Annotated in this window: 14 protein-coding genes; 13 read left to right on the top strand and 1 reads right to left on the bottom strand. The window is 44.0% G+C overall.

The genetic code is table 11. The annotated features are described in order from the left end of the window. The first annotated feature begins 236 nt into the window (after positions 1-236). Positions 237-1,946: a glycosyl hydrolase gene (locus ACKTT9_RS33925; protein ID WP_407869459.1), complete on the top strand. Its 1,710-nt coding sequence runs from the start codon at positions 237-239 to the stop codon at positions 1,944-1,946. Positions 1,947-2,005: 59 nt separating this feature from the next. Here the strand turns inward: ACKTT9_RS33925 and ACKTT9_RS33920 are convergent, their stop codons facing one another. Further along, positions 2,006-2,494, bottom strand: coding sequence for a collagen-like protein (locus ACKTT9_RS33920; RefSeq protein ID WP_407873170.1), 489 nt, complete (start codon positions 2,492-2,494; stop codon positions 2,006-2,008). Positions 2,495-2,961: 467 nt separating this feature from the next. Between ACKTT9_RS33920 and ACKTT9_RS33915 the strand changes: the two genes are divergently transcribed. The 12 genes from ACKTT9_RS33915 to ACKTT9_RS33860 all read left to right on the top strand — a co-directional run bounded on the left by ACKTT9_RS33915 (position 2,962) and on the right by ACKTT9_RS33860 (position 13,555). After that, a complete protein-coding gene (locus tag ACKTT9_RS33915) occupies positions 2,962-3,996 on the top strand; it encodes an HD-GYP domain-containing protein (protein ID WP_407869458.1) in 1,035 nt (344 codons plus the stop codon). Continuing rightward, positions 3,993-4,292, top strand: coding sequence for a response regulator transcription factor (locus ACKTT9_RS33910; protein ID WP_407869457.1), 300 nt, complete (start codon positions 3,993-3,995; stop codon positions 4,290-4,292). The genes ACKTT9_RS33915 and ACKTT9_RS33910 overlap by 4 nt, the downstream gene beginning before the upstream one ends. A gap of 187 nt (positions 4,293-4,479) precedes the next feature. After that, positions 4,480-5,241: a YveK family protein gene (locus ACKTT9_RS33905; protein WP_127455414.1), complete on the top strand. Its 762-nt coding sequence runs from the start codon at positions 4,480-4,482 to the stop codon at positions 5,239-5,241. Then, the gene (locus ACKTT9_RS33900; protein ID WP_407869456.1) at positions 5,222-5,887 is read left to right on the top strand and encodes a CpsD/CapB family tyrosine-protein kinase; all 666 of its coding nucleotides are present in this window, start codon (positions 5,222-5,224) and stop codon (positions 5,885-5,887) included. Before ACKTT9_RS33905 ends, ACKTT9_RS33900 begins: the two co-directional genes overlap by 20 nt. Positions 5,888-5,929: 42 nt before the next feature. Beyond that, a complete protein-coding gene (locus tag ACKTT9_RS33895) occupies positions 5,930-7,213 on the top strand; it encodes an efflux RND transporter periplasmic adaptor subunit (RefSeq protein WP_407869455.1) in 1,284 nt (427 codons plus the stop codon). Between the two features lie 21 nt (positions 7,214-7,234). Next, entirely contained in the window at positions 7,235-8,956 is a 1,722-nt protein-coding gene (locus ACKTT9_RS33890) for a hypothetical protein (protein ID WP_407869454.1), read from the top strand. 13 nt (positions 8,957-8,969) lie between these two features. Continuing rightward, positions 8,970-9,176, top strand: coding sequence for a hypothetical protein (locus ACKTT9_RS33885; RefSeq protein ID WP_407869453.1), 207 nt, complete (start codon positions 8,970-8,972; stop codon positions 9,174-9,176). Between the two features lie 71 nt (positions 9,177-9,247). Further along, on the top strand, positions 9,248-10,030 hold the full coding sequence (locus ACKTT9_RS33880) for a hypothetical protein (protein ID WP_407869452.1): 783 nt from the start codon (positions 9,248-9,250) through the stop codon (positions 10,028-10,030). Continuing rightward, positions 10,030-10,299 carry a PqqD family protein gene (locus ACKTT9_RS33875; RefSeq protein ID WP_407869451.1) on the top strand — a complete coding sequence of 90 codons (270 nt, stop codon included), beginning with the start codon at positions 10,030-10,032 and terminating at the stop codon, positions 10,297-10,299. Before ACKTT9_RS33880 ends, ACKTT9_RS33875 begins: the two co-directional genes overlap by 1 nt. Next, complete coding sequence (locus ACKTT9_RS33870) at positions 10,286-10,741, top strand: signal peptidase I (RefSeq protein ID WP_407869450.1); 456 nt, start codon at positions 10,286-10,288, stop codon at positions 10,739-10,741. Before ACKTT9_RS33875 ends, ACKTT9_RS33870 begins: the two co-directional genes overlap by 14 nt. Before the next feature lie 23 nt (positions 10,742-10,764). Continuing rightward, on the top strand, positions 10,765-12,555 hold the full coding sequence (locus tag ACKTT9_RS33865) for an ABC transporter ATP-binding protein (protein ID WP_407869449.1): 1,791 nt from the start codon (positions 10,765-10,767) through the stop codon (positions 12,553-12,555). Beyond that, positions 12,524-13,555 carry a nucleotidyltransferase family protein gene (locus ACKTT9_RS33860; RefSeq protein ID WP_407869448.1) on the top strand — a complete coding sequence of 344 codons (1,032 nt, stop codon included), beginning with the start codon at positions 12,524-12,526 and terminating at the stop codon, positions 13,553-13,555. The genes ACKTT9_RS33865 and ACKTT9_RS33860 overlap by 32 nt, the downstream gene beginning before the upstream one ends. The last annotated feature ends 89 nt before the right edge of the window (positions 13,556-13,644 follow it).

Below are 13,644 nucleotides of genomic sequence, written 5' to 3'. Positions count from 1 at the left end.
CAAAAAGTTCTATTTTCTTTGTCGATTTCTGACAGGAAATAGCTCTTTCCTCTAGTATGCGAGAGAGATTCTCTCGATATATTAGAGGTTTTTTTGTATTTTCTACAATTTACTACAGGTAACCTAAGCAAATAGTGCTAAAGATACATAGTATAGGAGTATGGCAGTCATAAAACTTGCTAGATTCATATAACATGTACGCCATTATACCAATACATTGTGAGGTGAGTAGGAGGATGCTTCCGATTAATGCAAAGGCTAGCCAGAGAGCCGTTGATGTTTTGAATTATTTGTATGCGATATCAGGTTCCAAAACATTAACAGGTATTCACAACTGGCTGGAGGACCCGAGTGGTTATGTCAATGAAATTAACAAGCTGTACGGTGATTACCCTGGTATCGCCGGGTACGAGATGGGGCCTATTTCAGGCCAGACAGCTGCGCAGGTCACAGCTCAAAGGCAAAATGTAACGAATGCAGCAAAGAAATATGTTCAAAGTGGCGGTCTCGTGACCATGATGTGGCATCAGAACTATCCACTCACAACCTACACCTGGTCCAATGTTCAAAGGAATACGACGGATGCGGAGTTCAACCGTGTGTGCACGCCAGGAACAGCAGAGTACAATTGGCTGATTTCGGAGTATGACAAGGTTGCGGTTTTTTTGAAACAGCTCAGAGATGCCGATGTTCCCGTTCTATGGCGCCCGTACCATGAGATGAACGGGAACTGGTTCTGGTGGGGGAAGAAGCAAAATTTTAAACTCCTTTGGGACATTATGTATGATCGGTTCACGAATTATCATGGCTTAAATAATTTGCTTTGGGTTTGGAATGCAAATGCACCTAAGAGTTCAGATATCAACCCTTACTTGACACATTTCGTAGGGACAAGCAAATGCGATATTTTAGGAACAGATTTATATATGTATGGCAGTGAACCCTTTAAGCAGGAATATTATGATGGTCTCATCGCTATTTCAGGTGGAAAACCGGTTGCTATTGCAGAAATCGGCCAATTATTTCCGAGCTCAACCTTTGCGAAGCAACCCAAATGGGTATGGTTTATGGAGTGGGCAAATTATTTATATGACTATAATACCTCATCTCAGCGAAATGCCTTATACTCGACTTCCGTAGAAAGAATGTTGAATCGAAGTAAGGTCAATATCCCCACAACACCGACTCCGGATACGCAAGCACCGACAATGCCGATGAATTTGGCGGCGTCTTCCAAGACCATGACTTCGGTTACACTGACATGGACGGCATCCACAGATAATATTGGCGTTACGGGGTACGAAGTTTATGTGAATAACACAATTTTAGCGGGAACTACGACCACGACAAGCTTTACGGTCACGGGTCTGACGGCGAATACGGCGTACCGTTTTCTTGTAAAAGCAAAAAATGCTGCGGGGAATAATTCTGCTTTTACGCCACCGCTCACGGTGACAACGGATGCCATTTATACGGGTTTTGTTCGTGGGATTAATTTCGGAGGAGCATCTGTCACGATGGATGAGCAAGCATGGTTAGCGGGAGATCATGTACTATTCACGTATTCCTCCAATATTAAAACTTACGTCAATTCGCCGGCAATTACACCGGTTCCAGCTGTTGACAGCGTTTCAAGCGTAATGCTTAATTCTAAAATTTATGCTTCAGAATCCAGTTTTACGGTTGCTCAAGCGCTGTCCAATGGCAATTATCAAGTGTATGTCTGGTCTCTTGAAAGTTCTCAAGCAAATCCATGCTCATTTGATGTAGTTCTTGAAGGTGTGCAGGTAACAACAGTCCCAATCGGTTTATTAGCTCTAAACAACTGGGCCAGATATGGCCCTTACAGTGTCACTGTGAAGGCCGGCGTACTGAATATGGAGGTACGACGGGTAACTGGCGATCCGGGTCTGGCGGGGATGGCCATCTATACAGCCGCCGTATAAAGCAGAAAGTCCGACACCCACTTAACGTGTGTGTCGGACTTTGCGCTTTCATTGCTCTATTAGCAGGTGAAGGATTCGATAAAACGTAAATCGATACCGAAGAACATCCAGGAGAAACCATTCCAACGGAAGCCGGCAATGGAAGTACGACCGACAAAAGTCGGATAATACCAGAACTGCTGGCCATTGCTTAGCCATACATAGGTAAAGCGGAACATGCAGCGTCTAATGCCACCCGGATCTACAGCGAATGTAGAACCAGCCACAGATTGCGGCTTTTGCGGGGTATACGCAGGCGGAGCCGAAGTTGGCGCTTGCTCATTGCCGCCTGGCACGCCAGGTTGCCCCGGGAATCCAGGTTGCCCCGGGAATCCAGGTTGCCCCGGGAATCCAGGTTGCCCTGGGAATCCAGGCTGCCCTGGGAATCCAGGCTGCCCTGGGAATCCAGGCTGCCCTGGGAATCCAGGCTGCCCTGGAAATCCGGATTGCCCCGGGAATCCAGGCTGCCCTGGAAATCCGGATTGCCCCGGGAATCCAGGCAAGCCCATACCAGGCATGCCAGGAAGCCCGAACATGCGAGTGTCATATACAGGTACCCAAGCGTAGGCTTGCGGTACAGGATAGCCGTATGCATAAGGCGCGGTTTGAGGATAGGCTTCCGCATACGCAGGGTTAATTTCGGGCTGCTGCAATACGTCAGTTTCCCGTTCCGATTGCCGAGTCTCTTGTTTTTTGTTTGAAGTCATGGATGTAAGTTCCTCCTTAGGTTAAAGCGGATTAGTCGATACTTACTATATGCAGGAGGCTAGACGAATGTCACGGGTAGAACTGGTCTAGAGGAGAGATTTTGCCAAACTATACCATTAGTCCTAATTATATTTTGATTTATGAAGGCCCTAGGCTTTTTATCCTAGTAATATAGGAAAAATACGGGATTTACCTCCCATGGTTGGAACCTAATTTGTCGTATATAATAGAAATTGGTTATATTTTGAAATAATTGGGGCGGGGTTAATTGAAAGAACTTACGGGGAAAATGTTGAAATACGATGTAACAACGAGCTATGGGCTTGTATTGGCACCAAGCTTAACCGTTCTTACGGCAGAGCATTTAGATTTATTTAGACAGCATCGTATTGACTTCATGGACATTATTACGACAAATCCCCAAGAGCAACTGGAACAAGAACTAGTCGTCGCCGACACCCAAGATTCTTCAGGAATTCTAGTACAGCAAGCTTCTCAGCTCGCCAAGAAAATATTCGAGCAAATAGAGTCAGAGAATAAAATCCCATTGCTTGAAATTAAGAGTCAACTCATTCCTATTGTTCAGCAAGCTGCCGAACATCCTGATTTATTCGAATTACTTGAAGCTGTCAAAGCCAAAGATGAGTACACGCATCAGCACAATGTCGGAGTAGGCGTACTTTCGACACTAATCGGTAAGTGGCTTAAGATGAATGATAAAGAGATAGCCTTGTTGACGCTAGCGGCTACTTTGCATGATGTTGGTAAAATTAAAATATCGCAAGACATTCTCCAAAAGCCGGGGAAATTAACAAAAGATGAATTTAACACCATGAAACAGCATACCATTCGGGGCTATAACATGCTGAGGGAGACTGTTGGAGTCAACTACCGAGTCTCACTTGTTGCCTTGCAGCACCATGAGCGAGCAGACGGAAGCGGATATCCAATGGGTTTAAAAGATAGCCAAATCGATCGCTTGAGCCGGATTGTTGCCGTTGCCGATGTCTTCCATGCCATGTCCTCGAATAGACCTTATCATGAGATGATGCCGTTCTACGAGGTTGTGCGACAGATGCGCGCAGGTCTTTTTGGAGAGTTGGATCCTCATATCGTATCCGTGTTTCTGAGAAATATCATTCGAAGTTTAGTTGGCAGAAAAGTGAAATTGACGGATGGTCGATGGGCGGAAGTCGTCTATATTAATCCTACAGATGATACAAATCCACTTGTAAGAGTCGATGAAGCATTTGTAGACCTTAGCCGAGAACGCCACATTCATATAAAGGAAGTTGTTGTATGATGCATAATTCAAAAGCAGAGAATACAGTTTTGCAACAATTTTTCACGAATTATGGACTGACGCAGCGAGAATCGGAAATTCTTTCCCTGATCGCAACTCACGGGTACACAAATAAGGAAATTGCTGAAAGCTGTTGCATCAGCGAGAAAACAGTCAAGATTCACCTAGCGAATATTATGAGCAAAATTGGCATTGGCTCGATGCGCCGGCTGCTGGCACTACTTTTGCAGCAAGCATTGATGGTTTCAGGGCTTACAAGTGAGAAGAATTTAGTGAAATCCGTGGGGATGAATTAAGAGAAAGAGAAGGCCTTTCGAGGTGCTTTTCTTTTTTTTTATGCGCATTTTAGGTGATACAATTTGGAACTTAGAAATGGAATATTTTGTTGACATGATACGAAAAGTATCTTAAAGTAGTAATAGAATTAAGATACAAATAGTATCATTGAATTTCGAAAAAGATGACTTCTCACGGAGGGGAAACATGGAAATTAATTTAAAAGATTATTTGATGATTATAAAGAAGCGTTGGTGGCTAATTGCATTAATTGTATGTGGTTGTACGCTTCTAACCGCCATGTATACGACAGCCAATTACGTTCCGATTTATCAGGCTTCGACAAAATTGATTGTCAACAAAACATCTGAACAAGGTCAACTAGGCACGGAGCAAATCGATTATGGAGCCATTGGTGTTAATATGGCCCTCATTAATACTTACAAAGAAATCATTAGAACCCCGGCGATTATGGATAAAGTCGTTCAACGCTACCCTGACCTCAACGTATCTACCGACCAATTAATTTCTATTGTTAATGTGTCGAACCTCAATGAAACGCAAGTGATGTCGATTACGGCCCGACATGTTTCCCATGATCGAGCAGTGAAGATTGCGAATGCCGTATCGGATGTTTTCCAAACAGAAATCCCCAAAATTATGAAGGTCGATAATATCACCATCCTGAATAGAGCCAAAGTTCAGGACAATCCTATACCCGTGAATCAAAAGTCAAATCAATACATCATTCTTAGTTTTGTTGCATCGCTCGCTGTTACAGTTGGTATCATTCTTCTGCTGGACGCTTTAGATGATACTTTAAAAACGGATGAGGATGTTCGAGAGGCTTTTGAACTCTCAACCTTAGCTTACATACCGAAAGTGAAAACCAAAGCACTAAGGGCGGCGCAGAAAAATAAATCCAGAAAAAAAGTAGAGGATATTGCATATGCCAAAACTATCCACTGATTCTTCCATAACGATGCAAAAGAATCCTAACTCTCCTGCATCCGAAGCTTATAGATCTTTAAGATTTAATATCGATTGTTCGGTATTCGGGCGTGAAGCAAAGACGATTACCGTTACATCTTCAGGCAGAGGTGAAGGGAAAACAACGACGGCTATTAATTTAGCCGTTGCGTATGCACAAACGGGCAAGAAAGTGGTGCTCGTAGATGCCGACCTGCGAAATCCTTCCATTCACTTAACGTTTCGTGAGGATAATGCTAAAGGGCTGACCAATTATCTGGCTAATCAAAGTACATTGCACGAGATCGTACGGGAATCTTATATTGAAAATTTATCATTCGTTACGTCGGGTCCTGCTCCTCAAAATCCTTCCGGCTTACTGGCATCCCATCAAATGGATGTCTTGCTGGCAGAGCTTAGTGCGACATATGACATGGTTATTGTGGACACAACCTCCATTCTAACAGTAACGGATGCCAAAATTATGGCAACAAAGTGCGATGGGACGCTCCTTATCGTCAAATCCGGTAAAGTCAAACGCGGGATCGCCAAGAAAGTGAAAGAAGAGCTCCATCTGGCCAATGTGAATTTAATTGGCGTCGTCATGAATGAAGTGAAAAGCGATCATGCGTCGTCGTATCTTTAATCGTTGCGGGAAATCAAAGTAAGGGGAGAGAGTCTATATCCTATGAGAAAAAAACGGCGGAAGCATCAACCGAAAGTCGTGAGAACCCTTTGTATTTTGACTTTAAGCATTGGCATATTGGCCGGGTGCTCGGATACGGCAGTGAACAATGCAGACAGCAATTCCATGTATAGTGATCAAGCGCCGAAAAGCATTAAAGCTTTCAAGGTCATTAAACAAAAAATCGGTGATCCGTTGGAACGTGCGGCAGAAGCACTATCATCAGCTCAATTTGACATTTCATCCAAGGCATCCGGAGATATTGATCAAATTTTGAAAAAACGCGGAGATATGGTTCAAGAAGGCGATGTGATTCTCCGGTTGAGATCCGGCGATCTCCAGACACAGAGAGAAACCGCGGCTATTGCTGTACAAACGGCTCAGGATGCAATAGAAAAAGCGAAAATAAGAGCTAAAAAAGAGACGCAAAACCAAAAGTTAGATATGAGCAATGCCATTCAAAAGATGGAACTGTCGATGACTGGTTTAATGCGAAATTACAATAAAATGAAAAACGATTATGATATCGGACTGGTTACGAAAGCTCAGCTATACCAGATGGAGACTCAAATGATGAGTGCCCGCATGGATCTGGATCAGCTTAAACAGAAACTAAGCGCTGTAGAGCCGCAGGAAGTTTCTCCTGAATTGGACGTGCAGCTCAAAAATGCTCAGGTTAACCTGCAGCAGCTTGACCAATCGATGAAAAACCTTGAAGTGAGAGCTACGGTAAGCGGCTTATTGACGGAGATGCCGATGGAGGCAGGGATGGCGCTGCAGGCGGGATCTAAGGTCGGGATTATTCAAAGGCTGGACCCGATTAAAATTAAAGCACAGCTATCGGAAGCGGAAACGAACCAAATCGGTAATAAAACTCAGCTTTCTTATTTCGTCGTGGGAGCAAATGAGAAATACAAGGGAGCCATCAGCTATCTCTCCAAAGTGATCGATCCGGAAACGAAGGCCTATGAAATTAATCTCGAGGTGCCGAATAAAGATTTGGCATTGAAACCTGGCATGAAGCTGAAGCTTCAACTGACGGAAGAGCAGGACCAGATTGTAGTGACCGTCCCTACCTACAGTATTGTTAAAGAGGGTGACAATGCTTTCGTATTTGTGCTCAATGGAGACACCGTAGAAAAGCGCAGCATTCAACTAGGCAGATTGAACGAGCCTAATCAAGAAGTGCTCTCAGGCCTCAAAGAGGGAGAACTGGTTGTGAAAACGAGTCCAAGTCAGTTAAGCAATAAACAAAAAGTTCAAATGACGGCTATTGAAGAGCAATAAATAAAATTGGAGTGACTTGACTTGAAAATAAATTGGAAACATACGATGGTTATGTTCATTTTATCCGTTTCACTCGTGATTCCATCAGCAGCTTTCCATGTAGCAGCCGATGAAAAATATGCATCAACAACGACGGTGAAAAGCTATTCGTTGACAAGTGATATCAAGGTAGAAGTGAAAAGTATTTTAAACGAATCAACCCCCGAAGGAGCTAGAATCGGCACGGTTGTACGTTTGTATAACGCTGGGGATCGCCTGACGGGCGTACCGGAGTATGAAGTTCGTGCCAAGACGCAAGAGGGCTTGGAATATATCATGCGTCCAAGTCAGGCTAATGCCAAAAACATTCAGCCCAAAGAGACGGTAGAGCTTAGTTACATGACGAACATCGAGCGCTTTGATGTTTTTTCATTAACGGATCTTTCCTTCTATGATGTAGATGAATTCGTTTATCCCAAGCAAGAAAAGAAAATTATATCCCTGCCGATTTCAGACTTAGAATGGAAGGGTGAAAAGGCAGTCCTTACCGATCCTTCTACGACGAAGACGTGGGAAGATTCGTTTACGATCCCGGTGCTGTCCAGCACGCTGTCATACAAGCCGGTCAGTCTTGCTGAACAGAATACACCGGACGGGCCTATGACCATTGTGGCATTGCTGGCTAAGAATACGGGGGATAAGAAAACCAATATCCCTGACTTTCGGATCAATGGCAAATCAGAGAATAAGATTTACAGCGGAAAGCGAATCGAGAAAGATCCGATCACCCTCGAACCTGGGGAAGAAAATTATGTCCATTATGCCATTCCGATCAGAAATAAGATGGATTTGAAAAGTTTGTCGGTCCTGACGCCAGAAGACTTTGTGGGTGAAGACAACAAACATACCGAATATTTGATTGGCAGATTGACGATCACACCGCCAGGAGCTAACGATGTGCGGTATTTTATGAATCAACTGTCACAATATGAGTGGAATAAACCGCTTCAGATAGACCCATTAACGAAGCTGATTCGGCCAGAAATCAGTGTTTCCATGGTAGATCTTCGCGTCTATGAAAGTGCGGGTGGCGGATTTAAAGCCGCTGTGGCCAAATTCAAGCTGCTCAATAAGAGTGAAAGCCCCTTGCAGGTTCCTCTCTTTCAGACGGTCCTAACAAGCAGCAGCGGTAATAAATATTTGGGTACAAGACAAAATACGCAGGTAGACACACTCATTCCTAATCTAAGCTACGTCATCTACTATTCCTTTATTATTCCGAATGCCGAAAACGGTGAGCAGTTAGCCATGGAAATTACGGATGGGAAAAGTGTACAGCCCTACAACCTGCCAGTCGCAGCCTTCAAGACGAAAGTTATGGACGAGACGGACGATAAGGATGCCGCCTTCTTTCCTTTCCAAGTCACGTTGAATAATTGGTCAATTGGAATCAACTACAATATGGGACAAGGAAGTGTCCCCTACTCGTATAAAAACAATCTGGATTTCGGCATTAAACTTCAGGATGAAATCGTCGTTGATCAAAGCTTTTCCCAAATGAGACTTGAGTTCGCCGATGCCAAAAACAGAATCATGGCTTCCAAGGTCTTAACCTTTACAGGCGATAATAAGCTGGTTAGCGGCGCACAATCCATCGATTTTAACGCGGACCGATTGGAAAATACCGTCTATCTTCGGATCTATGAAATCATTGATACGCCATTTGGTGAAGCAAGACGCCTTGTCCAAACTGTGAAACGATAGGAGAGCGAATGCGATGAAAGAGGAAACAAAAAAGGTACCCAAATTGTATACTCGCCCCATGGTTCTAAGTCAACAGCCGGTTCGCTTTGAGACAGCGCAGAGCTGGAATAAAGGCCACGGCAATTTGAATCACCCTGGTAAAGGGAATGGCGGTATTAATTATCCCAACCCTCCGTATACCGGACCTCATAATGGCAATGGAAACGGCAAGAATAAGTGAAATTATTCGAGGAGGTTAACGGCTAACTGCCGTTGACCTCAACGATCAATAAAGTCCCAAGGGGATGTACAATGGCGCGCATTCACACAACGATTGGAGAGCATCTGGTTCAATTGATTTGCGACTCCGATCAGATGACGTACTGGATTGAGCGGAATTTCCCCGTGGTAGATACGAGCAATCGGAACCCGGATCTCTTCATTCAACTTACAGGGGGATATGGGACTCCTTTCGTTGACTATCACGTGGAGATTTCCAAAAAATCGCACAAGATCTTATTTCAAAGGGCCGATTATTGCATCGAGACCAGCTTGGATTATCAGGACTCCAACATTTCTGTGCATAATGAGTTGGCGTTAAAACACGCGCTGATGAATCTATACAGCTCCTATCTGGTCTACCATCAGTGCGGACTGCTGATTCACTCATCCTGTGCGATAGATAAAGGCAGAGCCTATATGTTTGCGGGACACTCGGGGGCCGGTAAATCTACGGCGGCTAAGCTGTCGCATCCCCGGGAGCTGCTTTCCGATGAGGCAACCATTATTAAAATCACTCCTGGTCAGATCACGGTTTACGATTCTCCATTTCGAAGTGAACTGGTTAGAACAGGTGCAGGAGAGACTAGTCCGTTAACCTACATCTATCTATTGCATCAGGCCATGGATAATCAGATCGTTCCGCTTAGCAAATCGAACAGCCTTCTTTTTCTTATGAATAAAGTGTTTTATTGGTCTCACAGCTTGGAAGAAACAAGGAACATCTTCCGACTGCTGCAGCAAGTCGTTCATTCGGTTGCGATTTCCGAGCTGCATTTTCAAAAAAACGAGACATTTTGGGAGCTGATATCCTAATGACCAAATACCTTCGAATGAATGATTATGAATTCATACAGCTGGATATGGAATGTATTATTTTGAACACGGATGAATTTACGTTGACAAAATTAAACGAAGTAGGCGGTTACTGCTGGTCGTTACTTGGTGTGGCACAGACAGTAAGCTCCATAAGCGAAGCGGTTCGTGAGGAGTATGCCTCCGTCGGCGAGAGCGTCGAAGAGGATGTTGAAGCCTTTTTGACGGAGATGATAGGGCGGGGTTTGGTCCAATATGCTGTTTCCTAAAGAATCGATTCAACTTCTTACACGTGTGTTAGCCAAAAATGGCTGGATTGAACTTCCGGCACGAGGAACGAGCATGTATCCTTTTATCAAAAAAGGTGACATTTGCCGTTTCAGCGTTACTACCACGGAAAGTATAAAAAAAGGCGATGTCCTCTTGTTTCGTACATTAGGCGGAAACTTGGTTGCACATCGATTTTGCCGGATGGTCACAAGGAATAAGCAGTTGTATTACCTATGTAAAGGTGACACCAATTTAAAGCATGATGAAGCAATTGGGCTGGATCAATTGATCGGGAAACTGACTTGGATTGAGCGGAAAAGGCGGATCATCCATACAACGGATCTATATGCTCATGTTTGGGGAAGAATTATTCTGACATTTCCAATGATTGCGCTATTATTAAGATTTTATCTAAATCGGAAAGAAAGCTTTCAAGTCTAATCTTTCAGTGGAGTGTCGCGGGTATGATGGGAAGATTGGCCATAAAAGATGTTCGCACGACTTACTCCATATTGAAGCCCTACATGATTGCGCATCGTAAGGCATACATGGGGCTATTCCTTTTGTTATTCGTGGATATCGGTTTAACGTTATCCTTCTCATGGTTCTTTGGCCATCTTACGGATGCGGCCATTCATAGTCATTTTGGACGTATGAAATGGTTGGTGCCTTTAGGCGCGTTTCTGGTTGCCGTAAGTATTGCGGCGACGTATCTCACCACACTGTGGGAGACCATCGCAACAAATGGAGTAAAAAGGGACTTCTCCGCTGATGTGTTCAAACATATCATGCAGCTGCCTGGAAAGCACATCGATGGTAAACATTCCGGGGATTTGTTGGCGCATTTCACGAATGATATTCATAACCTTGATGGCATTATTGGCAGCAGCCTTATTTATTTGATCAAATTACCGTTTATTTATGTGGCTGTTTTCATTTACTTGCTTCAAATCAGTTGGAAACTGGCGCTCGTTAGCGTGTTTGTGGCGCCTGTCGCCATGGTTTCCGGGCTTATTTTTGGCTTCATGCTTCGGAAAAATAACCGGCTTATTCAGGATTTAGTAGCTCGAATGAACGTGTTGCTGAATGAAACGTTCAGCGGTTTGTTCGTTATCCGTTCTTTCCTCATGGAAAAGTTCATTTTCGCCAAATATGTAAATAGGAATCAGGAACTATACGCACTGGAGCTGCAGAATGCCAAATTGCGCGGATGGTTTTATGTGGGGAGTCAGGCTGCTGCTTCCGTCACATTTCTGATAAGCCTATGTTTGGGTTCGTACTACGTCTCAAGCGGTGTCTTAACCGTAGGTGCTCTATTAACGTTTATCAATCTTGTTAATCACTTGGTATATCCGTTGACAGAGCTGGCTGGACAATGGGCAGGCCTTCAAAAATCTATTTCCGCCATGGAAAGGATATTTAAGGTCCTGGATATAGAGATTGAATCCGACAGCTTGCCTGAGGCGATTGCCTATAAGCCTATGCTGTCAGCCATTCATTTCAAAGATGTTTCGTTTAGCTATGATGGGCAAAAGCTTGTTTTCGATCAATTTCATTTGCAAATTCCGCCCGGAAAGATCGTCGCAATTGTCGGTTTAAGCGGGGCAGGAAAGAGCACCTTGTTTCATTTGCTTCAGGGTTTTTATTTGCCGCAATCAGGCAGCATTACAATCAACGGCCATTCGACGGCTGCGCTGACCGTTTCCGAACAGAGAAGCTTATTCGCTCATGTTTCCCAAGAAACCGTGTTGTTCAGCGGTACGGTCAGAGAGAATTTGCAGCTAGCCAAACCTGGCATCACAGATGCCCAGATGATACAGGCGGCGTCAATTGCCGGCATTCATACCTTTATCACCACTCTTCCGAATGGATATGATACCGAAATCGGGGAGAGAGGCTCCAGACTTTCCGGTGGGCAGCGTCAGCGTATGGCTATTGCACGTGCCCTGTTAAAAGATGCTCCTATTCTTTTGTTGGATGAAGGCACGTCAGCCTTGGACAGCGAAACGGAGTATCATGTGCAAAAGGCGATGGAAAAGCTGCTGCATAATCGCACCACATTAGTGATTGCTCATCGACTATCCACCGTACAAAATGCGGATCTCATCCTTGTTATGGATGAAGGAAAGATCGTGCAAATGGGCCGTCATGAAGAGATCATTAGGCAGGAAGGACTGTATCGTCGATTATACCGGTTGCAGTCGGAGAAAGGAGCTCTAAGTGATGATCATTCCTTTGATACACGCGTTGTATGATCCGCGGGCTTCTTTTCCTCAGGATGTTACCTTTTATGAAAAAGCGTTAGAGGATATTGCGTACTTTGGCGTAGCTTCACAGGTTTATTTCTTAATCCAACAACAAGGCAGAGGGCCGCAAGTTCCGCTCTTTTTTCAAGAACGATTAAAACAAGACTATGACGAAACGTTATATCTCAATCTTTTTATTAAAAATCAAACGGACCGGCTGCTGAAGAAATTCGAGGAGTTGGCGATTTCTGTCATTCCGCTTAAAGGCGTCTATTTGGCTGAAAAATATTTTGGTCACCTTGGAGCTAGAGGGACAACCGATATTGATGTGCTGGTGCAGAAGCATGATTTGGAGCGGGCTATTCAGTGTGTGAAGTCGCTGGGATATACCACCCAGCAAGAGAGCACGATGTCGCATTTCCACTGGAGCTTATCCAAACCTTTGCCCCACTGTCCGGTTCCGCTCACGGTTGAACTCCATTGGGATTTCCTGATCGAGAAAACTTCGAATTTAAATATGGACGAATTTTGGGGAGAAGCGCTGCCGATGGCCTCCTTCCAATATGTCAAGGAGCTGTCTGTTTACCATTCGTTTTATATGATTTGCCTACATGGCTGGAGCCATTATATGAATTCGCCCAAATATTTCATAGATATTATCCAAATTCTTCAGGCAAGGCATGATCAGATTGACTTTAATCGGTTATTAGAGGATGCCGCTGCACATAAAACGCTGCGCAGAATGATAAGAACATTGCTTATCGTGTATCGTTATTTTCCTCATTTATCGGAGATCAAGGAATTGCCGTTGCCATTGCCGCTTCGAAGTAAGCTCAACTTTCAGGGGGCGTACAGGGGAAGAAGCCGTCGAAATTTCAAACAATTTGTAAGTAAAGTTTATGATAAGTTTTTCAATTTTGATTCCCTTGGACATTCATGGGCAGCGCTCGTTCAATTCGTATGTAACCTAGGAAAAATGATGTTTTCGAACGAGATGAAAAAGTTTTAGGAAGCAGTTGACAGTAAAGAACGAAGATGATATCCTGAAATTGTTCTCGATAAAGAACGACAAGTGGTCAAATAAATGAAAAGTAAGTC

This window comes from Paenibacillus sp. P36 (assembly GCF_045866505.1).
GTDB lineage: Bacteria > Bacillota > Bacilli > Paenibacillales > NBRC-103111 > Paenibacillus_E > Paenibacillus_E chondroitinus.
The sequence above is the reverse complement of the archived record's forward strand: the minus strand, read 5'-3'. Positions and strand labels throughout refer to the sequence as shown.